Origin of the sequence: Sphingosinicella ginsenosidimutans, from assembly GCF_007995055.1 — a bacterium.
GTDB lineage: Bacteria > Pseudomonadota > Alphaproteobacteria > Sphingomonadales > Sphingomonadaceae > Allosphingosinicella > Allosphingosinicella ginsenosidimutans.
In genome coordinates this window covers 2,793,269-2,813,621 of record NZ_VOQQ01000001.1, presented here as the reverse complement: position 1 = coordinate 2,813,621, position 20,353 = coordinate 2,793,269, and the positions used below count along the sequence as shown (strand labels likewise).

At 68.9% G+C, this 20,353-nt stretch carries 19 protein-coding genes; 9 read left to right on the top strand and 10 right to left on the bottom strand.

The genetic code is table 11. From position 1 onward, the window contains the following. The first annotated feature begins 116 nt into the window (after positions 1 to 116). Positions 117 to 524 carry a response regulator gene (locus tag FRZ32_RS13985; RefSeq protein ID WP_243445309.1) on the top strand — a complete coding sequence of 136 codons (408 nt, stop codon included), beginning with the start codon at positions 117 to 119 and terminating at the stop codon, positions 522 to 524. A gap of 41 nt (positions 525 to 565) precedes the next feature. Here the strand turns inward: FRZ32_RS13985 and FRZ32_RS13980 are convergent, their stop codons facing one another. Beyond that, entirely contained in the window at positions 566 to 1,705 is a 1,140-nt protein-coding gene (locus FRZ32_RS13980; RefSeq protein WP_147044081.1) for an aromatic ring-hydroxylating oxygenase subunit alpha, read from the bottom strand. A gap of 164 nt (positions 1,706 to 1,869) precedes the next feature. Between FRZ32_RS13980 and FRZ32_RS13975 the strand changes: the two genes are divergently transcribed. Beyond that, positions 1,870 to 3,165, top strand: coding sequence for an AmpG family muropeptide MFS transporter (locus FRZ32_RS13975; RefSeq protein WP_147044498.1), 1,296 nt, complete (start codon positions 1,870 to 1,872; stop codon positions 3,163 to 3,165). On the opposite strand, the gene FRZ32_RS13970 is transcribed toward FRZ32_RS13975, so the two are convergent. The 5 genes from FRZ32_RS13970 to FRZ32_RS13950 are packed head-to-tail and all read right to left on the bottom strand — an operon-like array spanning position 3,150 to position 8,697. Further along, on the bottom strand, positions 3,150 to 4,478 hold the full coding sequence (locus FRZ32_RS13970; RefSeq protein ID WP_147044080.1) for a bifunctional folylpolyglutamate synthase/dihydrofolate synthase: 1,329 nt from the start codon (positions 4,476 to 4,478) through the stop codon (positions 3,150 to 3,152). The genes FRZ32_RS13975 and FRZ32_RS13970 overlap by 16 nt on opposite strands. A gap of 6 nt (positions 4,479 to 4,484) precedes the next feature. Further along, positions 4,485 to 5,336 carry an acetyl-CoA carboxylase, carboxyltransferase subunit beta gene (gene accD / locus FRZ32_RS13965; protein ID WP_147044079.1) on the bottom strand — a complete coding sequence of 284 codons (852 nt, stop codon included), beginning with the start codon at positions 5,334 to 5,336 and terminating at the stop codon, positions 4,485 to 4,487. Between the two features lie 54 nt (positions 5,337 to 5,390). After that, positions 5,391 to 6,065, bottom strand: a complete 675-nt coding sequence (gene pyrF / locus FRZ32_RS13960) for an orotidine-5'-phosphate decarboxylase (protein ID WP_147044078.1) — start codon at positions 6,063 to 6,065, stop codon at positions 5,391 to 5,393. Then, positions 6,062 to 6,361: a LapA family protein gene (locus FRZ32_RS13955; protein WP_147044077.1), complete on the bottom strand. Its 300-nt coding sequence runs from the start codon at positions 6,359 to 6,361 to the stop codon at positions 6,062 to 6,064. The genes pyrF and FRZ32_RS13955 overlap by 4 nt, the downstream gene beginning before the upstream one ends. A 44-nt stretch (positions 6,362 to 6,405) precedes the next feature. Then, on the bottom strand, positions 6,406 to 8,697 hold the full coding sequence (locus FRZ32_RS13950; RefSeq protein ID WP_147044497.1) for a patatin-like protein: 2,292 nt from the start codon (positions 8,695 to 8,697) through the stop codon (positions 6,406 to 6,408). Positions 8,698 to 8,855: 158 nt separating this feature from the next. Between FRZ32_RS13950 and FRZ32_RS13945 the strand changes: the two genes are divergently transcribed. Further along, positions 8,856 to 10,139, top strand: coding sequence for a serine hydrolase domain-containing protein (locus tag FRZ32_RS13945; protein ID WP_147044076.1), 1,284 nt, complete (start codon positions 8,856 to 8,858; stop codon positions 10,137 to 10,139). Positions 10,140 to 10,160: 21 nt separating this feature from the next. Here FRZ32_RS13945 and mtgA read toward each other — a convergent pair whose 3' ends face one another. From mtgA to FRZ32_RS13925, 4 genes are read right to left on the bottom strand one after another with little or no spacing between them, the layout of a single operon-like run. Beyond that, positions 10,161 to 10,868 carry a monofunctional biosynthetic peptidoglycan transglycosylase gene (gene mtgA, locus FRZ32_RS13940; protein ID WP_147044075.1) on the bottom strand — a complete coding sequence of 236 codons (708 nt, stop codon included), beginning with the start codon at positions 10,866 to 10,868 and terminating at the stop codon, positions 10,161 to 10,163. Positions 10,869 to 10,877: 9 nt separating this feature from the next. Further along, positions 10,878 to 12,356 carry a hypothetical protein gene (locus FRZ32_RS13935; RefSeq protein WP_147044074.1) on the bottom strand — a complete coding sequence of 493 codons (1,479 nt, stop codon included), beginning with the start codon at positions 12,354 to 12,356 and terminating at the stop codon, positions 10,878 to 10,880. A 53-nt stretch (positions 12,357 to 12,409) separates the two neighbouring features. Continuing rightward, positions 12,410 to 13,315, bottom strand: coding sequence for an RNA polymerase sigma factor RpoH (gene rpoH, locus FRZ32_RS13930; RefSeq protein WP_424141306.1), 906 nt, complete (start codon positions 13,313 to 13,315; stop codon positions 12,410 to 12,412). Positions 13,316 to 13,369: 54 nt separating this feature from the next. Continuing rightward, positions 13,370 to 14,326, bottom strand: a complete 957-nt coding sequence (locus FRZ32_RS13925) for an RluA family pseudouridine synthase (protein ID WP_147044072.1) — start codon at positions 14,324 to 14,326, stop codon at positions 13,370 to 13,372. A 118-nt stretch (positions 14,327 to 14,444) separates the two neighbouring features. Here FRZ32_RS13925 and FRZ32_RS13920 point away from each other — a divergent pair, with 118 nt between their 5' ends. From FRZ32_RS13920 to FRZ32_RS13895, 6 genes are all read left to right on the top strand, one after another. Continuing rightward, the gene (locus FRZ32_RS13920) at positions 14,445 to 15,080 is read left to right on the top strand and encodes a histidine phosphotransferase family protein (protein WP_147044071.1); all 636 of its coding nucleotides are present in this window, start codon (positions 14,445 to 14,447) and stop codon (positions 15,078 to 15,080) included. Between the two features lie 74 nt (positions 15,081 to 15,154). Continuing rightward, positions 15,155 to 17,503, top strand: a complete 2,349-nt coding sequence (locus tag FRZ32_RS13915; protein WP_147044070.1) for a chemotaxis protein CheA — start codon at positions 15,155 to 15,157, stop codon at positions 17,501 to 17,503. Next, positions 17,496 to 17,933: a chemotaxis protein CheW gene (locus FRZ32_RS13910; RefSeq protein WP_147044069.1), complete on the top strand. Its 438-nt coding sequence runs from the start codon at positions 17,496 to 17,498 to the stop codon at positions 17,931 to 17,933. The genes FRZ32_RS13915 and FRZ32_RS13910 overlap by 8 nt, the downstream gene beginning before the upstream one ends. A gap of 73 nt (positions 17,934 to 18,006) precedes the next feature. Then, entirely contained in the window at positions 18,007 to 18,372 is a 366-nt protein-coding gene (locus FRZ32_RS13905; RefSeq protein WP_147044068.1) for a response regulator, read from the top strand. A 59-nt stretch (positions 18,373 to 18,431) separates the two neighbouring features. Then, a complete protein-coding gene (cheB, locus tag FRZ32_RS13900; RefSeq protein ID WP_147044495.1) occupies positions 18,432 to 19,463 on the top strand; it encodes a chemotaxis-specific protein-glutamate methyltransferase CheB in 1,032 nt (343 codons plus the stop codon). After that, on the top strand, positions 19,454 to 20,311 hold the full coding sequence (locus FRZ32_RS13895; RefSeq protein ID WP_341536586.1) for a CheR family methyltransferase: 858 nt from the start codon (positions 19,454 to 19,456) through the stop codon (positions 20,309 to 20,311). The genes cheB and FRZ32_RS13895 overlap by 10 nt, the downstream gene beginning before the upstream one ends. Positions 20,312 to 20,353 lie beyond the last annotated feature (42 nt).

Below are 20,353 nucleotides of genomic sequence, written 5' to 3'. Positions count from 1 at the left end.
TGCGTCCGGCCGAGGTTCGGGCGCGGCACCCCTCTCACCGGCGGCTCGTTGCGGTCCTATATCGAGCGTTCGAGGGAGGAACCGCCACTAACATGCTCTTCGCCAAGCGCCAAAGGATGATCCGGCGGATCATGATCGTCGAGGACGAGCCGCTCGTCGCGTTCGACAACGAGCATCTGCTGGAGGAGGCGGGCTACGAAGTGGTCGCAACGGTCGGCGATGCCGCCGGCGCCTTCGCGGTGATCGCCGCCGAGCCGCTCGATCTGGTGCTGACCGATATCGCGCTTGCCGGAGAGGGCAACGGGATCGATGTCGCCCGCGCCGCGCGCGCGAAGGGGGTTCCCGTGCTGTTCGTCACCGGCAATTGCAGCGAGGAAGCGCGTGCGCTGGCGATCGGCTGTCTCGCCAAGCCCTATTCGGAAAGGACGCTGAAGGCGGCGCTGGGCGCGATCGAGCGCCAGCTGCAGGGCCGGCCGATGAAGCGCCCGCCGGCACAGCTCACCCTTTACGAAGCAGCGGCTTAGCGCTCCAAATTCTCCCCACCCGCTTCGCCCGCGCGGAGGGGCTATTGCGTGAGCGCGTTTTCCACTTCGTCGTGGAAGAGGCGGATGCCGGTCTCGAGCGTCCCGAGGGTCAGCGTCTCGATCGCACCGGAGGCCAGACCGTTCTGCCCCAGGGCGGCGGCGCGAAAATCCTCGCCGCCGAACGTGCCTTCGTCGAGCAGAGCCCAGCTCTTCGCCCAATGATCCTCCTCCTCGGGCGAGCCGGGCGGGGCTGGAATCAGCATGAAATCCTCGACGAGCGTGCGATCGACAGCGCGCGGCATCATCGTCATCACGTTCACATAATCCGGGCTGACGACCAGCAGGGTCGCCGGGAAAAGCTGGTAGGCGAAGGTGATCGCGCCGCGCAGCGCCGGCCAGTCGTGCGGGTCGATCTTCGAAAGATATTCGGCGCGTCCGACGGCGCTGCGCTGGTGCTTGCCGATCCGGTCGGCGGCGGTGATGCCGTCGGCGAAGAACCGGCCGATCGTCGGCGCGTGGAGCCGCTGGACGTGATAGCTTTCAAGGAAGGCGTCCATGATGAGCTTCCAGTTGGCGGCAACATCGTGGATGCGGCGGCGGTAGAGATGGTGACCGGCCAGACCGAATGCGTCGAAATCCGGCGCGAGCGCGGCCGCGTCCTCGAAATTGCTTGCCTGTCGCGAGAACCAGATCAGGCCGCCGGCTTCGGTCGACGGCAGTTCGACGAGGTTATGCGTGCTTTTGTCGAGGCCGGGGAAGGTTTCCGGGCGCGGCACGCCGGTGAGGCGGCCATCGGTGCGGTAACTCCAGGCATGATAGGGGCACACGAGCAGCGACGCGCAGACCGGGGCCTCGCCCTCGACCAGCCGGGTGCCGCGATGACGGCAGACGTTCCAGAACACGTGCGCCTGCCCCTGCTTGTCGCGGGTCAGGAGCAAGGGGAGGCCGAAGCCGTCATGCGGCACCGCCATGTTCGGCCGATCGAGCAAGGCGGACGGCGCGATCACCTGCGGGAGCCGCCCGAACAGCCGCGCCCGTTCGGCCTCGAACCGCGCCGGATCGGTGTAGGCCGAGGCGGGAACACTCGCCACCGCGTCGCCCGCCATGTCCACCCCCTCGGCGATGGCGCGGGCGAGTTCGAGCTGGCCCTGGGTCGGCCGCAGCGAAGCCGGCATGTCCATGCGGCGGATGGTGCGCCTGACGCGCACGTAAGGCAAGCAAAGAGGCTTCCCGGCCGGGGCCGAGCCGCTACAACACCCCGATGAGCCGAAGCCAGCTAGCCGCCGTCATCATCGTCGCCCTGATCGGCTTCGGTTACCTGTTCGCCCGCTATTTCGGCCGCTGGATGCCGACGCCGCTGCGGCCCTATTTCGAGCGCGCGCCGATGGCGTCCTTCTTCCTCGGCATCTCGTCCGGCTTTCCCTATGCGATGATCGGCGCGACGCTCACCACGCGCCTGGCGCAGGACCATATCGACGCCGCCGACGTCACCGCCTTCACGCTCGCCATCCTCGTCTACAATTTCAAACCCCTCTGGTCGTGGATCGTCGACGGCGTGCATATCCCGGTGCTCGGGCGGCTCGGCCAGCGCGTGTCCTGGCTGATTGTCGCCGGGCTGCTGGTGATCGCCGCCGTCGCCAACCTCGCCATTCAGGATCCAGCGGCCAACCTCCCGCGCATGGCACTGGCGGCGATCCTGGTCGCCTTCGCCGGCGCCACGTTCGACATCGTCATCGACGGCTACCGGATCGAGCTCTTGAAGCCGAGCCAGCTCGGCGTCGGATCGGGCATGTCGCAATATGGCTGGCGGATCGGATCGGTGGCCGCCGGCGCGCTCGCGCTCGTCGTGGCGCAGCGCGCGGGATGGGAATGGGGCTATCTCGCCTGCGCGCTCTTCGCGCTGCCGGCGATGCTGACCGGCCTCATCGTCGGCGAGCCGCCCCGCCATCGCGAGCCGAGCGCGCGCAAGGGGATCGGCGAGGTCTGGGCGTCGATCTACGGACCCTTCGCCGAATTCTTCCGGCGGACCGGGGCCTGGATCGTCATCCTCTTCATCCTGCTTCACAAGATCGGCGACACGCTCGGCCAGCTCGTGCTCAGGCTGCTGCTCGACAATCTCGGCTTCACCAATGACGAGATCGCGCTTTACGATGTGGGCGTCGGTTTCTGGGCCTATCTGATCGGAATCTTCGTCGGCGGCTGGCTCTACGCGCGAATGGGGCTCAAGCGCTCCGTTCTGCTGAGCCTCGTCCTGATGGGCGTTTCCAATGCGAGCTTCGCGATTCTCGCCGGCGCGGGGCACAGCAATGCGGGCCTTGCGGGCGCGATCGGATTCGAGAATTTCGCGAGCGGGATCGGCGGTGTCGTCGTCGTCGCTTATTTCTCTGCCCTGACCGACCTGCGCTACACGGCCTCGCAATATGCATTGATTTCCGCGGCGGCGAGCGTGGTCGGGCGCCTGCTTACCGGCACCACGGCCGGCGCGATGGTGAACGCGATCGGCTTCGTCGATTTCTACTGGTTCACCACCATTGTCGCGCTGCCCGGCATCCTGCTCTTCTGGTGGATGAGCCGCAGCGGCCTGGTGGATTCGTCCGTCGGCTCGGCCGGCAAGGCGGAGAGCGATCAGGCCGGCGCCTGACCATTGTCCCGCAGCACCTCGCCCGCAAGGTAGAGCGAGCCCATGACGAGCACGATCGGCGGTCGCGCCGGATCGGCGTGGCGGCCGATCCACGAGAGCGCGTCGCGGACTGAGGCCGCCGGCACGGCGTTCAGCCCGGCTTCGCGCGCGGCGGCGGCGAGCGCTTCGGGGGCGTGCGAGGCATGGCCGGGGACAGAAACCGTGTGCATCGCCATCGAGCGCCCGCGAAAGGCGCGAAGCACGCCCGGCGCGTCCTTGTTGGCGAGCAGCCCGGCGACGATGTGGAACGGCCGGTCGGCGGGGATGTGCGAGCGGAAGAAATCCGCGACGGCGCGCGCGGCATTGGGGTTGTGGGCGCCGTCGAGCCACAGCTCGGCCTCAGCGGGGAGAAGATCGCGCAGCGGCCCGGGCGCGATCCGCTGGAGCCGTGCCGGCCAGTCGGCCCAGCCCATCGCGGCCTTGAGCGCGCAATCGGGGATGGCCAGCGTGCGCTGGTGCCGCAGCATCGCCACGGCGAGCGCGGCGTTGGCCGCCTGATGCACGCCGGCGAGCCGCGGCGTCGGCAGGTCCAGCTGGCCGGCGGCGTCGCGATAGCGAACCTGTCCGGCGGCCATCTCGAAGTCCCAGCCCTCGCCGCGCGGAAACCAGCGCGCGCCCGAACGGTCGACGGCTTGCGCGATCGCCTCGGTCGCGGGCGGCGGATAGGCGAGGGTGACGAGCGGCGCGCCGGGCTTGGCGATCCCCGCCTTCTCCGCGGCGATCTGTTCGAGCCGGTCGCCGAGGAAGGCCTGGTGGTCGATGCCGAGCTGGGCGATGCCGCACGCGATCGGCGCGTCGACGACGTTGGTGGCGTCGAGCCGGCCGCCGAGGCCCACCTCCACGATGCAGGCGTCCGCCGGTATGCGTGCAAATGCGAGGAATGCCGCGGCGGTCGTCGCTTCGAAGAAGCTGATTTCCATGCCGGCCGCGGCATCGAGCGTTTCGGCGAGGATTTCCGCCAGTGCCCTGTCGTCGATCAAGCGACCGGCGAGCCGGATGCGCTCGTTGAAGTTGACGAGGTGCGGGCTGGTATAGGCGTGGGCACTCAGCCCCGCCGCCTCGATCGCCGCGCGCAGGAAGGCGCAGGTCGATCCCTTGCCGTTCGTGCCCGCGACATGGAGGACGGGGGGAAGGCGATGCTGCGGATCGCCGACCCGCGCGAGCAGCGCGCGGATGCGCTCGAGCCCCAGGATGTCGCGGCCGGGCGAAAGGCGCGCGAGGCGATCGAGCTGCGCCTGGACGGCCGGATTGTCGGAGACGGCGTGGTCCGCCACCTGAGGCTAGGCCGCCTCCCGCTGCGGCGTGAGATAATCGAGCAGCAGGGCAAGGCGCGCGCGCAAATCCCTGCGGTGGACAACCATGTCCACCATGCCGTGATCGAGCAGGAATTCGGCGCGCTGGAAACCCTCGGGAAGCTTCTCGCGGATCGTGTTCTCGATCACCCGCTGGCCGGCAAAGCCGATGAGCGCGCCGGGCTCGGCGATCTGGACATCGCCGAGCATCGCGTAGGAGGCGGTGACGCCGCCGGTGGTCGGATCGGTCAGCAGGACGATGTAGGGCAGCCCCGCCTCGCGCAGCATCTGCACGGCCACCGTGGTCTTCGGCATCTGCATCAGCGACAGGATCGCCTCCTGCATCCGCGCGCCGCCCGAGGCGGTGACGATGAGATAGGGCGCGCGTGCCTCGATCGCGGCGCGGACTCCGGCAACAAAGGCGGCGCCGACCGCCGTACCCATCGAGCCGGTGATGAAGGCGAAATCCTGCACGCCCATAACGACCGGATGGCCCTCGATCGCGCCCTGCGCGTTCAGGAGCGCGTCGGTCTCGCCGGTCGCGGCGCGCGCGGCCTTGAGCCGGTCGGTGTAGCGCTTGGCGTCACGGAATTTCAGAGGATCGTCCCTGACGCTCGGCGAGGGCAGGACGCTATAGCCGGGATCGAGCAGCATTCCGAAGCGCGCGGCCGGGCCGATGCGGCCATGATGATCGCAGCGCGGGCAGACATAGAGATTCTCCTCATATTCCTTGAGGAACACCATCGCGCCGCACTCGGGGCATTTGTGCCACAGATTGTCCGGCGTCTCCCTTTTGGGGAGGAACGGGATCTTGTTGCGGACGCGGTTCAGCCAGCTCATCGGGACACTCCTTGCGGCGGCGAATTAGGCGCGGCGCGGCGCGAAGTCCAACCCCTAGAGCGTCGCGGCGATGGCGCGCGCGGCCTGATCCGGATCCTCGGCCTTCGTGATCGGCCGACCGACGACAAGGATCGAGGCGCCGTCGTCGAGCGCCTGGCGCGGGGTCACGACGCGCTTCTGGTCGCCAAGCTCGCCGCCCGCGGGACGAACGCCCGGGACGACGAAATAGCCCTGCGGCCAGAGCTTGTGCGCCGCCTTCACCTCCGCCCCGGAGCAGACGACGCCGTCGAGCCCGGCTTCGCGCGCGAGCTCCGTCAGGCGCGCGACCTGCGCGTGCGAATCGGCGGCGACCCCGATGGAGGCGAGATCACCGTCGTCGAGACTGGTGAGGACGGTTACCGCGACGACCTTCGTATTGGCCGGCGCCGCGGCCTTTGCCTCCTCCATCATCATCCGCCCGCCCGCGGCGTGGACGGTGAGGATCGCCGGCCCGAGCGGGCGCAGCGCCTGCACCGCCTTGGCGACCGTGTTGGGGATGTCGTGGAGCTTGAGATCGAGGAAGATCGGCAGCCCGAGCTCCGCCATCGCGTGGACTCCCGCCGGCCCGTTGGCGCTGAAGAATTCGAGGCCGAGCTTCAGGCCGCCGACATGGGTCCTGACCCGCGCCGCGATGGCGCGCGCCGTCTCGAGATCGGGCGTGTCGAGGGCGACATAGACGGGGCTGGTCATTGGTTGGCGCGCGGTTCGCCTTCCGGCACGGGCGGCGTGCGAACGATCGGGGCATTGGCCACGACCGCATTCGTTCCCGTCTCGTAACGCCGGCGCAGCGACCAGATGCGCGCGCGCTGGACGATATAGGTCGGCAGGAAGCCGAGGAGGAGCGAGCCGAGCACCAGGAACGGCAGGTTGACGTCCGCCTGGAGCCCGCCCCACAGGTCGATCGTGACGACCCTCCAGTTCGCCCAGGAGAAGAGGAAGAGGGTGACGATGACGAGCACCCAGATGAGGATCTTGAGAAACTGCACGGCCGCCTTTCTCTCCGAAACAGGTCCCTGCGTCTAGGGGCGCGTCAGCCGATTTCGCGTTCGAGCTCGTCGAACAGCGTCCCGATCGTCGAAAGCCGGGGCTTTTCCTCGGCGAGGATGGCGCGGAAGGCATCGCGCTTTATCGCCGCCACTTCCTCGTCGGTGAAGCGCTTGTCGGCGGGGAGGGTCGACAGCACGATGTCGATCAGGCGATCCGCGCCGTGCAGGCGCCCCCAAAGATAGTCGTTCTCGCGATAGGCCCGGCTGAAGAAGGCGCCGAAGCTGTTGAACTGAATCCCCTTGAGCGTGGCGGTGGTGCCGCCGGCGCGGATCGCGACCGCATCGTCGGGCGAGATCCGGTCAACCTTGATCGGATCGAACTCGTCCATCCCCTGGCCCTGGAGCAGGGGAAGGGTCGCGACATCATAGAAGGGATAGCCGAGGTAAAGGAGCACGAGCGCGCGCCGGTCCGGCTTCGGCAGATCGGACAGGGCCTCGGTCAGCCTGGCGTCGGTTTCCTCATCGAGCGGGCGAAGGTTCCACAGCTTGGCGAGCGCGGCCATCGCCGCGGCGGGCTCGCTCTCGACCGCCGCGAAGGCGCGGCGCGCGGCGGCATCGAGATGATCGCCTTCGCGCCGGTGATAGCGCTCGAGCATGTCGTTCAGCGTCAGGCGGATCGGCTCGCAATCGCCGGCGATGGCGCCGCTTTCGATCATCCGGGTCAGCCGCTTGGCGACGAAGCGCAGGCGTCGGGTGCGAAAGCCGATGTCGAAATCGCGAAGGAACAGGATCAGCGCCTCGCTCGCCCCCTTCGCGGTCACCGAATCGGGATTGGTGAAGCCCTGCGCGCGGACATGGGTCCACAAGGCCTGGCGGACCCGCTCGCGCCGCGCGCGATCATTGCTGCCGCCGAGACGCGTGATCACGGCGGCCATGTCCTCCATCACGGTCGCGATCTTGAGATGGGCGTAAGCGGCGTAGGCGTAGCCGGCCGCGCGCGCCGCCGCCTCGTTGGCCCGCGCGCGCCAGGTCGCGAGGCGCGAGGGCGTGGGGCGCATCAGGAAGAAGGTCGAGCCGATCGCCCGCTCGATCGCTGCTTCCACCTCGGGCTGCATGGTGCGCACGATCCGGCGCATCCGGCGGATGCTCGCCGACATCTGCTCGATCGTCTCGAGATTGTCGCGGATCGGCTGCTCGCGCGGAATGTCGGACAGCGCGCCGAGGATCGTCGCGAAGAAGCCGGGCGCCTCCGAATCACCGCTTGCGAGGCTGACGCTGCGCTGGCCCGGCTTGGGATCGATATAGACGAAGCGCCGGTCGACCTCGCGCCAGGCGGGCCGCTTGGCGAGCGCCTCGATGCACGGACGAAAGGGCGCGTTGGCGAGGACCGAGCCGTCGATCAGCACGGTCGATTCCGCTTCTTCGACCGAATCGCGGCCGGGCAAGGCGCGGACGAGGAAATCGGCCCGGCCGGGCCAGAGGCGGCGGCGCTTCGCGAGCTCGGCGTCGAGCTCCCTGACCGTGAATGGTGGGAAGGCGCCGGGAAAGCTCGCGGTCGCCCGCGCGGCGAAGACCAGCTCGGCGGGATCGGCGAGATGGCGGCGCGGACCGCCGGAATCGAGGAAGGAAAGGGTGATGCGATGCTCGCGCTCGATCACCTCGGGCGGAGAATTGAGCTTGAGCGCCTCGGGGTAGCCGCGAAAGTCGGTGACGGTGACATAGAGGTCGAGCGGCTGCGCCTCGGGGAGGAGGGGCGCGCCGCCCGGCTGCCGATCCATCGCATCGAAGGCGTCGAGGATGAGGTTCGTGAAATTGGGGCCGCCGAAGGGTGGCGCGAACCATTTGGACCGGACGAAATTGGCGAGCTTCGTGCGGACCTCGGCCCGGTGATCCGATTCGACGGTCTCGTCGATCGTCCCGGCGCGCTTGGAAAAGGCCCAGGCGATCGGCACCGCGGCGGATTTGGCGAAGCGCGAGACACGGCCGACCTGAGGATCGAGCAACTTGTCGACATCGGCCGAGGTCAGCCACAGATCGGTCAGCGGCTCGACCGAGCGCCCCTGGGCGATGGCGTGCGCGAGGAAGACGGCATTGATCCCGCCGGCGCTCGCCCCGGCCAGGATGTCGACATAGACGCGCAGGTCCAGGTCGCAGCGTTCGCGGATCGCGCGCAGGAGATCGCGATAAGTCCCGCCTTCGGGCGCCTCGTCATCTGCATGGAGCAGCTGGCTCGCCTTGGCGAGGCGCCAGATCTCCTTGGTGATGCCGTGCATATAGACGGCGAGGCTGATGCCGCCGTAGCAGACGAGCGCGATCCGAAGCTCTTTCTCACGCATCGCGGCGGAGCGTGGCAGGATGACGCCGGATTGTCGAGCGCGCGTCATGCGCTCCACGACGGCCCGCTTTCCTTATCAATGCGGCGGCGTTAAGCGCGGCAGGCCGGCGCGGACCTTCGACCTGACGGCGACAAGACTGACATGCCGGATACGGATCGTTGAAGCGCCTCTCCCTTTACCTGATCGCCGCTCTCGCCATCGTCCTCGTCATGTGGACCGCCGCCGCGCGCTGGCGCGCGCACCGGGCGGCGGAGGTGGCGGCGCATCATCAGGGTCCCGTGACGGTCGCGCTGACCCAGCCGCCCGAGACGCCGAGCGTGATCGATTATCGCCGGCTCGACGAGCGGCTCCAGCGGCTGAGCCATGACAGCTCGATGGTCGGGCTCGCAGTGGCGGTGGTGGAGAACGGACGCATCCGATTCATCAAGGGCTATGGCACCACCGCGTCCGACAATCAGGAGCCGGTGACGAGCAACACCGTCTTCCGCTGGGCTTCGCTGTCCAAGGGCGTCGCCGCAGACATGGTGACGCTGCTCGCCCATGACGGCCGCCTTTCGCTGGACGAGCCGGTCGCGCGGCATGCGCCCTCTCTGAAGCTGCCCGGCGGCAACGAGCAGGTGGCGACGGTCGCGAACCTGCTGTCGCACACGCTCGGCCTCTTCGCCCATGCCGAGGATCCCAAGCTCGAGGATGGAGAGGATCCGCATCTGCTGCGGAGCGAATATGCGACGCTGAACAACATCTGCGCGCCCGGCCAGTGCCATGCCTATCAGAATGTCGGCTATGACGCCGCGTCGGAGATCGTCGAGCATGTCACCGGCCAGCCTTATGCCCAGGTCGTCACGCAGCGTCTGTTCCGCCCATTGAACATGCGCGCGACCTACGGCCGCGACGCGCTGATGGCCGCGCCGAGCTGGGCGCGCGGCCATGCCGGCGGGCACAATTCGCGGCCGATCGAGATCAGCGACGCTTATTATCGCGTGCCGGCCGCCGGCGGCGTCAACGGATCGATCCAGGACCTCGCCATCTGGATGATGGCGCAGATGGGCCTCGCCCCCTCGGTGGTCCCGCCCGACGTGCTCGCCCAGGTCCAGAGCCCGCGCATCCGCACGCCCGGCGAGAATGCCCGCCGGCGCCGCTTCGCCGAGCGCACCCACGACACGTCCTACGGCCTTGGCTGGCGGGTGATGGATTATGCCGGCCACCGCGTGATCGGCCATCATGGCGGGGTGAAGGGCTATCGTTCGATGATGATGTTCGATCCGGTCACCAAGACCGGCATCGTCGCGCTCTGGAACTCCTCGGCGGTCAAGCCCGAGGGGATCGAATATGAGGTGATGGACATGGCCTATCGCCTCCCGTTCCGCGACTGGATGCAGATCGACGAAGCGGGGCATGAGCGTCAATCGGCGACGCCGGAAAACGAGGGCGGCGGGGGCTGAGTCGGGCCGCGCGGCCGCGGATCAGCGATAGACGCAGGCGTCGAGCGCACCCGCGCGCACCGTGCCGATGCGCCGGAGGATCAGGTTGCCGTAGCGCCTCGTGAACCCGGCCGGATCGACCGCGTCGCGCCGCTTGGGGAGCGGCAGCACCGCCGCGATGCGCGCCGCCTCGGTCGAGGTCAGGCGCGAGGCGTCGTGGTGGAAATAGCGAAGCGCGCCGGCATTGGCGCCATAGGTGCCGATCCCGGTCTCTGCGACATTCAGATAGACCTCCATGATCCGGCGCTTGCCCCACAGATGCTCGATCAGGAAGGTGAACCAGGCCTCGACGCCCTTGCGGGCATAGCCGCCGCCCTGCCACAGGAAGACGTTCTTCGCGGTCTGCTGGCTGATCGTCGATCCGCCGCGAAGCACGTGGCCGCCCGACGCGTTGCGGCGCATCGCCGCCTCGATCGCCTGGGTGTCGAAGCCGCTGTGCTGGCAGAACTTGCCGTCCTCGCCGGCGATGGCGGCGCGGACCATGTTTCGGTCGATCCGATCGATCGGCATCCAGATCGCGCGCGCGCCGTGGCCCTCGATGAGGTCGCCCGCCTGGGTCAGCGTCAGCGGCGGATTCACGAAGCGGTAGAGCAGGACCCACAAGATGCTGAGGGCGACGAAGGCGATCAGCAGGCGGATGATCCAGCCTGCGATCCGTCCTGCCCAGCCGCGCCGCCTCGTCCTTGCCATGCGGATTGCTTAGCGTCCCTGCGCCGGTCCGGCGAGAGGGGTCGCCACGATCACGTAGCCGGTGGCCCCGACGACGAGCCGGAGCCTGGCCGGCGCGTCGAAACGGATGTCCCCGCGACGCAGGATCGTGCCCGGCCGGCCGGGCGCGTCATGCTCGATCCAGACCAGCGTCGGGCAAGGCGAGGCGAGGGGGAGAGTGACCGGTTCGTCGGGCAGCATGGTGACCTGAAACCCGCCTGCTCGCGCCAGCCTGTCATAGCCGAGCGCGAAGACCGGATGCTCGCGCGCGGCGGTGCTGCTCGTGCGCGCGGGGCCGAGCCGCCAGGGGCTCGCCGCATAGACAGCGGTTCCGGGACAGGTGCGGGTGAGCGCCGCGATCCGGTCGCGCGTGGATTCCCACCCGCCGGCCCGTGCCTGGAGCGCCGCCGAAAGCGCGATCATCAACGCCGTCCAGGCGAGAAACAAGCCGAGCGCCCGCGGCCGCCGCTCGAGCTCGGGCGTGGCGAGCGCGACGATCGCACCGAGGACGAGGAGCTGCCAGGCGAGCAGGTAGCGGTCCATCAGCACTGGCCGAAGGGCGTTGAGGGCGAGCAAGCCAACCAGCGAGATCGCCGCCGCGCCGAGCAGGATGGCGACGAACCGGCCGGCCTCGCCCCGACGCCTGACCGCGATCCAGGCGGCGACCGGCGCGGCGAGAATCGCGAGGCCGAACGCACGCACGAACATTTCCACCGCCGCAGCGTTGCTCGTCGTCGCCCAATTGACGTCGAGCGCGGCGCGGACCTGCGGGAGCTGGACCGCGACCGTCGCCATCATCGCGGCCCAGCACAGCACGCAGACCGCCGTCGGCACGACGAGGCGGCGCCGATCGCCGCGCCGCCATCCATCCACGATCAGCCCGAGCAGCGCGAGGCCGACGATCGCCCCGCTGATGAAATGGAGAAAGGTCGCGGTCGCGATCGCGGCGCTCCCAACGGCCAGCTCCGGCCCGCCGAGCATCCCCCGGTCCTCGCGGGTTGCGAAGTAGATGAACTGCAGCACGACCGCGTCGGCGCAGATCTGCCACGCATAGCTGCGGAATTCCGAGGCCCCGGCGGCGAAGCCGGGCAGCGCGACCGCGGTGAGCGCGACGAGCAGGTAGAAGAGGCTGCCGCTCGGGCTGCGGCGATGAAAGAGGGCGGTCGCCCCGACGAGGCCCAGAAAGGGCGGAATGTTGAGCAGGAGGCGATCGCGGACGAGGCCTTCGCCGGCGATCCAGATCACCACCCGATAGAGCGCATTGGCGAGCGGCGGGTGGCTGTCGGTCAGCCAGCGCCGCCAGGTTTCGGCGGAGGGCAGGGTCGGATCGCCGAGATAGAGCGACCAATATTCGTCGAACCAGCTGCCACGCACCAGCGCCGCCCAGGCCGCCCCGACGCCGCCGAGCAGCAACAGCGCCCAGGCGGCGCGGCCGAGGAGATAGGGGGCAGGGCGACGGGACGCGGCCATGCGCCGACTATCGGCGGCGCATGGCGCGCGGGCAAGCGATCCGTGCGGGCCGGCTAGGCGGCGGTCAGCAGCCGCCGCTCGCCGGCGAGGTTCATCAGCGCCTTCTGGAGCTTTTCGAACGCGCGGACCTCGATCTGGCGGATACGCTCGCGGCTGACGTCATAGACCTGGCTCAGCTCCTCGAGCGTCTTCGGATCGTCGGTGAGCCGACGCTCGGTCAGGATGTGCCGCTCGCGCTCGTTCAGCGCCTGGAGCGCCTCGGTCAGCAGTTCGTGCCGGATCTGGGTCTCCTGCGCCTCGGCGACGCGCTCGTCCTGCAAAGGCTCGCTGTCGACCAGGAAGTCCTGCCACGAACCCTCGCTGTCGTCGCGCAGGGGCACGTTGAGCGAGGTGTCGCCGCCCATCGCCATGCGACGGTTCATCGAGATGACGTCCTCTTCGCTGACGCCGAGATCGGTGGCGATCTTGGTCACGTCCTCGGGCTTGAGATCGCCTTCCTCGAACGCCTCGATCCGGTTCTTCATCCGGCGAAGGTTGAAGAACAGCTTCTTCTGCGCCGCCGTGGTGCCCATCTTCACGAGGCTCCACGAGCGGAGGATATATTCCTGGATCGACGCGCGGATCCACCACATCGCATAGGTGGCGAGACGGAAGCCGCGATCGGGCTCGAACTTCTTCACACCCTGCATCAGGCCGATATTGCCCTCGGAGATCAGCTCCGCAGTCGGCAGGCCATAGCCGCGATACCCCATCGCGATCTTGGCGACGAGGCGCAGGTGCGAGTTGACCAGCCGGGCCGCCGCATCGGTGTCCTGATGCTCGGTCCAGCGCTTGGCCAGCATATATTCCTCCTCCGGCGTGAGGATCGGAAACTTCTTGATCTCCGCCAGATAGCGGTTGAGGCCAGCCTCACCGCCGGTCGCGGGGATCGTCGCCGGGACATTCCTGCCTGCCATGATCTGTGAACTCCCTGGTGCCGTAGCTTTATAATACACCGTGACGGCACTTGATTGCTATACGGTAAGCGCCCCGAACAGTTCCTGAATATCAGACGGAACGACGCTTTGGAAGGTTAGGTTTTCTTTAGAAACTGGATGGACGAAGCCGAGCACCGCCGCATGCAGCGCCTGGCGCCTGAAATCGAGCCTTTTCAACACCTCCCGATGGCGAGCTCGCGGCCGGCCGTAGACCGGATCGCCGAGCAACGGGTGGCCGATCGAGGCCAAATGGACCCGAACCTGGTGCGTCCGGCCGGTCTCGAGCCGGCATTCGACGAGCGCGGCATCGGCGAGCGGAGCGACGATTCGGTAATGGGTCACCGCGCGCTTGCCCTTGCCGGCGGGCTGCACCGCGATCTTCTTCCGGTCGGCGCTCGAGCGGGCGAGCGGGGCGTCGATCGCGCCGGCCACCGGCATCGGCCGCCCTGCCACGATCGCGAGATAGCGCCTCTCGATACTGTGCTTCGCGAACTGCGCCGCCAGCCCTTCATGGGCCACATCGGTCTTGGCGACGACCAGAAGGCCCGACGTGTCCTTGTCGATCCGGTGGACGATCCCGGGCCGCGCCACCCCGCCGATGCCGGAAAGCCGTCCGGCGCAATGGTGAAGCAGCGCGTTGACGAGCGTCCCGTCGGGATTGCCCGCCGCCGGGTGGACAACCATGCCCGCCGGCTTGTCGACGACGAGCAGATGATCGTCCTCGAAGACGATGTCGAGCGCGATGTCCTGCGCTTCATTGTGCGCCGGCTTCGGATCGGGAACGGCGAGCCGGTAGGCGCCGCCCGGCGCCGCCTTCGTCGCCGGATCGCGCACCAGCGCGCCGCCCGGATCGGTCACCGCGCCGGCCGCGATCAGCGCCTTCAGCCGTTCGCGCGAGAGGGTCGGCACGGCCGCCGCGAGCGCGCGATCGAGCCTCCAGCCCTGGGCGTCCCCGGCGACGGTGGCGGTGATGATGGAATGTCCCCCAGACACTGACGGGAGATGGGAATTCGCGGCGGAATTTCAAGGGGGCGCCCGCCCTTGCATCGCGGACTCGCAGGGGCCAATAGAGGGTCACTTCGGATTTAGGGACGGAACGGGACGCGACCGCATGAAATCGCACGAATTCGCTTCGCTGCTTTGCTCGCGCCTTTGCCATGACCTGCTTTCACCTGTCGGCGCGCTCAACAACGGGATCGAGCTGCTCGCCGACGAACATGATCCGGAAATGCGCGCGCGGTGCCTCGATCTGCTCGCCGAGAGCGCGCGGGCGAGCGCCAACAAGCTCAAATTCTTCCGCCTCGCCTTCGGCGCCGCCGGCGGCTTCGGCGACAGCGTCGACACGCGCGAGGCGCGGGCCGCGATCGAGGGGCTGTTCGGCGGCGAGGGGCGGATCAAGCTGGGCTGGATGGTCGACGAGCCGCAGATGAGCAAGGCGGCCTTGAAGGTGATGCTCAACATCGCACTGATCGCCGGCGATGCGCTGGTGCGCGGCGGCAGCCTCGACGTCGGCGCCGAGCGTCACGACCAGGGGCTCGACATCGTCGTTCGCGCGGAAGGCAGCCGCATCGTTCTCGACCCGGAGCTCAAGAAGGTGCTGGTCGGCGAGACCGGCGAGGATGAGGTCGCCCCGCGCGCCGCCGCCGCCTGGCTCGTCCACAGCCTCGTCCAGGAAGGCAATGGCCGCGTCCAGGTCGCCGACGAGGCCGGCAACATGCTGCTGATCGGGGCGAGCCTTCCGGCCTGACGGACAGGGCTAACGCCTTCTTTACCACTGGCTTTCCATAAGGCCCCTGCGCGCCGCATGCGGACGAAGGGGCCATGGACGAGCTGATCAACGATTTTCTCGCGGAAACACGCGACATGTTGCAGGCCTTGTCCGGCGCGATCGTCGCCTGGGAGGCCGAGCCCGGCGACCGTGAACGGCTCGACGAGATTTTCCGCTTCGTCCACACGGTAAAGGGCAATTGCGGCTTCTTCGATCTGCCGCGCCTCCAGCAGCTCAGCCATTCCGCCGAGGACGCGCTCGCCGAGGTCCGTGCCGGACGCCGCGTGCCGGATTCGCGGCTGGTCAGTGCCGTGCTGGCGGTCATCGACCGGATCGGCGAGCTCGTCCAGGCGCTCGAGACCGGCGAGGCGCTGGCGAGCGAGGACGACGAGCAGTTGATCGCGGATCTCGCCGCGGCGCCGGCGGAACCGGCCGCCGTGCCGGAACCCGAAGCCGCGCCGCAGGCGGCGTCCGATGCGGGCCGCAAGAGCATGCGCTCGATCCGCCTTTCGGTCGACCTGCTCGACCGGATGATGAGCGGTGTCTCCGACGCCGTGCTGGCCCGCAACGAGCTCGGCCGGCGGCTTCGCGACACCGATCGCGATGTCGCGATCGAGGCGGCGTTCGAGCGCGTCTCGGCCTGCATCGCGGAAATCCGCGACGCCATCACCCGCACCCGGATGCAGCGCATCGACAGTCTGTTCGCGCCCTTGCCGCGCATGGTCCGCGATCTGTGCGCCGAGCTCGGCAAACAGGTGCGGCTGGAGATGGATGGGGGCGATGTCGAGCTCGATCGCGAGATGATCGAGATGATCCGCGATCCGCTGAGCCACATCGTCCGCAACGCGATCGATCACGGCATCGAGGCGCCGCAGAAGCGCGGCGACAAGGGCCCCGTCGGGCTGCTTCGCGTCGCTGCCCGGCAGGCGGGCAACCAGATCCGGATCGAGGTCACGGACGACGGCCGGGGCATCGACGCTGAAACGCTCGTCCACAAGGCGCTCGCCGCGGGGATCGTCACCCCGGAGCGGGCCGAGCGCATGTCGCTCCAGCAGAAGATGGCGCTCATCTTTTCGCCCGGTCTCTCGACGGCGAGCGAGGTCACCGCCATTTCCGGCCGCGGCGTCGGCATGGATGTGGTGCGCGCCAATATCGAGCGGATCGGCGGCCTGATCGACATCGATTCGCGTCCCGGCGAGGGTGTCCGGCTCGTCATCCGCGTGCCGTTGACGCTCACCATCATCCCGGCTCTGACAGTCAGCGCCGGCGGGCAGATTTTCGCGATCCCGCGCGCGGCGATCGAGGAGATTCTGCGCGTCGCGGGCAGCGCGGTGAAGATCGACACGATCGGCGAGGCGCGCGTGGCGACCGTGCGCGGCCGCCGCGTGCCGCTCATCTGTCTTGCCGAGCTGCTCGGCGTCGAGGCGTTGCCCGACGCGTTCGGCGCGAAGGTCATCCTGCTGAAGCCGGCGGGCGGCGATCTCTATGCGCTTGCGGTCGATATGGTCCACGATCACGAGGAACTGGTGGTGAAACCGGCGGCGCCCGCGGTGATGGCGGCGGGAATCTACGCCGGAACGACGCTCGCCGATGATGGCCGCCCGATCCTGCTGCTCGATCCGTCCGGGATCGCCAGCGAGGCGGGCGTCCGGCTTGAGGGCGGGGAGGGCGACCGCCACGCGGCCCCGGCGATCGCCGACTCGGTCGGCCGCGAGACCAGCCTGCTGCTGTTCCGCGGGCTCGACGGTGGCCTGAGGGCGATCCCTGTCCCGGTCGTCGAGCGGATCGAGGATGTCCCCGTCGAGGCGATCCGGTTCAGCGCCGGCAAGCTGCGCGTCTCCACGGGCGGCCACATCGTCGCGCTCGCCGGCTGCGCTGCCGCGCCGGAGGAAGGGTTGCTCCGGATCCTGCGCCTCACCGACGGCCGCAACGAGCTCGCCTATGGCTTCGCGGAGGTCGTCGACATCCGTTCGGCGGTTCTGGATCTCAAGCCGGCGACCGCCCCTGGCGAGATTGCGGGTGTCGCCCTGATCGACGGCGTCCAGGTCGAGATCGTCGACCCCTATTGGCTCTTCGCCGCGCATGGCGAGGCGACGGTAAAAGCGGAGGCGCGGCCTGTCTGCGCGCTCCCCGAAGGCGATCCGTGGATGGACAATATGCTCCGCCCGCTGATCGAGAGCCTCGGCTACCGCGTGGTCGGGGCCGGCGAGGGCGTCGCGGCCGACATCCGGATTGCGAGCGCCGAAGCAGCCGATCCGGTGCCCGGCGGCGAGGGCGAGCTGCTGCGGCTGCGCGCGACGCCGGAGCCGTCCGCGGGCGACGACAGCATCTATCGCTACGACCGCGCGGCCCTGCTCAACGCCCTGAGCCGGCACGCGGAAAAGGGACGCGCCCATGGCTGAGCTCCTCCTCATTGCCCGCATGGGCGGGCGTCGCATCGCCTTTCCCGCCTCGGAGATCGAAGGCGTCGTCGAACTCGAAGGGCTCACGCCCGCCCCGCGCTCGGCGGCCCATGTCGCCGGCCTCTCGGCGCTTCGCAGCCGCGTGCTGACCGTCATCGACGGGCTTGCATCGCTCGGCATCGGCCAGGCCGAGCCGGGCCGCCTCGGCGATGCGATTGTCGTGCCCTCCGGCGGGCATCCTTATGCGTTGCTGGTCGAAGAGGTCGAGGATGTCGTCGAGGCCGCCGCGCCGCCGGCGCCGGCGCGCGCCTCGATCGGCGCCGGCTGGGATCGGGTCGCGATCGGCATGGTCGAGGCCGAGGGCGAGCTTTTCCTGATGGTCGATCCCCATCTGGTCGTCGCCGGTCCGGCCGCGGCGCAGGCGGCATAGGGGCCGTCCCGATCTTAAAGTTGTGCTTACCTCTCTGCGCTACTCCGTCGATGGGGCAATGGAGCAATTGGACATGAAGAGCTGCCTGGTCGTCGACGACAGCAAGGTGATCCGCAAGGTCGCCCGGCACATTCTCGAGACGCTGAATTTCGCCGTCGCGGAGGCCGAGGACGGTCGCCAGGCGCTGACCCACTGCGAATCGAGCATGCCCGATGTGATCCTGCTCGACTGGAACATGCCGGTGATGAGCGGGATGGAGTTCCTGCGCGCGCTTCGCGGATCGGCGGCGGAGAGCCAGCCGAAGGTCGTCTTCTGCACGACCGAGAACGACATCGGCCATATCCGCGCCGCGATCGCCGCCGGCGCCGACGAATATGTGATGAAGCCGTTCGATCGCGACACGCTCCACAGCAAGCTGCAGATCGTCGGCCTCGCGTGACCGCGCAGGGCGCCATCGTCAGGCGGCCGACCCCTTCCGGCGAGCCGCCCATCCGCCTGATGATCGTCGATGATTCGTCGGTCGCCCGCGCGGTGATCTCGCGCATGGTCGGCGCCGATCCCGAGTTCGAGGTCGTGGCGATGGCGGGCAGCGCGATCGAGGCGCTCGACGCTCTCAAGACGGTGAGCGTGGACATCGTCCTGCTCGATGTCGAGATGCCCGGCGGCAGCGGGCTCGAAGCCTTGCCGCACATCATCCGCGCCGGTGCCGGCGCGCGCGTGCTCGTCGTCTCCTCCATGGCCGAGGACGGCGCCGAGGTCGCGGTTCGGGCACTCGCCCAGGGCGCCGCCGACACGCTGCCCAAGCCCGGCGCCAACGCCTTTTCGGGCCGCTTCTCCGAAGTGCTCGCCGACAAGATCCGCCGCATCGGCCGGGCCAATCGCGAGCCGGCCGCGGCTGAGGCGGTCGAGACCAGGCCGCTGAAGCTTCGCGACATGCCGGCGGCACCGCTCCGCTGCGTCGCGCTCGGCGCCTCGACCGGCGGGCTCCATGCGCTGCTCGAATTCCTGCGCGCGCTGCCCGAGCCGATCGGCGCGCCGATCCTCGTCACCCAGCACCTGCCGGCGACCTTCATGCCCTATTTCGCGCGCCAGCTCGAAGCCGCGTCGGGCCGGATCGCGCGCGTCGCCGAGGATGGCGAGACGCCGCAGGCCGATTTCATCCTGGTCGCCCCCGGCGATTCCCATCTGTGCGTCCAGCGCGCCGGTGCGCTCGTCCAGGTGAAGCTTGAAAAGGGCAAGGCGCCGTCGGGCTGCCTTCCCTCCGTCGATCCGATGCTTGCCTCCGTCGCCGACGCCTATGGCGAGTCCGGCCTCGGGATCATGATGAGCGGCATGGGTCGCGACGGGCTGATCGGCAGCCGCCGGATGGTCGAGCGCGGTGGCGCCATGCTCGCCCAGGACCAGCAGACGGCTTCGATCTGGGGAATGCCCCGCGCCGTCGCGGAAGCCGGCCTCGCTTCGGCGGTGCTTCCGCCGCAGCAACTCGCGCGCCGCGTCGCGATGCGCGCGGAGGCCGCCTCGTGGAGATAAGCAGCTCGGCCGAGCGCATCCTCGCCAGCCTCCTCGAAACCCGTACCGGCCAGCAACTCACCCTCGCCCGGCGCTGGCGCATCGACAGCGCGCTCACCTCGATCCTTCGCGAGCATGGGTTCGCCCACCTCGACCAGCTCGTCGCCAACCTGGTGACGGGCCGCAATCCGCGGCTGACCGAAACGGTGATTGAGGCGCTGCTCAACAACGAAACCTATTTCTACCGCGACAAACTGCCGTTCGATCTCCTGCTCGGCGGACCGCTGGCGCGGCTCGAACGGGTCCGTACCGACAGGCGGATCGCGATCTGGTGCGCCGGCTGCTCGACCGGCCAGGAAGTCTATTCGCTGGCGATGAGCATCGCCGCCGACGCCGCGCGCTGGCAGGGCTGGCGGATCGAGATCGTCGGCACGGACCTTTCGCGCGCCGCGATCGAGCGGGCGAGGGCAGGAACCTACTCGCAATTCGAGGTGCAGCGCGGGCTGCCAGTCACCCAGATGGTGCGCTTCTTCGAGGAACTCGGCGGGGGCGCCTGGCGGATTTCCGACGAAATCCGCAAGATGGTCCGCTTCGAGGCGCGCAACATTATCGAGGCGCCACCCCCGCCGGGCCGGTTCGACATCATCCTGTGCCGCAACGTCCTCCTCTATTTCTCGACGGACGTGCGCCGGCTCGCCTTCGCCCGGCTGGCGCAGGGCATCGCCCCGGACGGGAGCCTCATGCTCGGCGCCGGCGAAACCGCCCTCGGCCAGACCGACCGCTTCGTCTCCGATCCCGACCACCGCGGCCTCTACATACCGGCGCCGGCAACGCCCCAGGCGGCCACGCCGCGCGCCCGTGTCGCCTGAAGGCGCTTGACGCGGCGGCGCTTTGGGGCGTCTCTCTTCCGC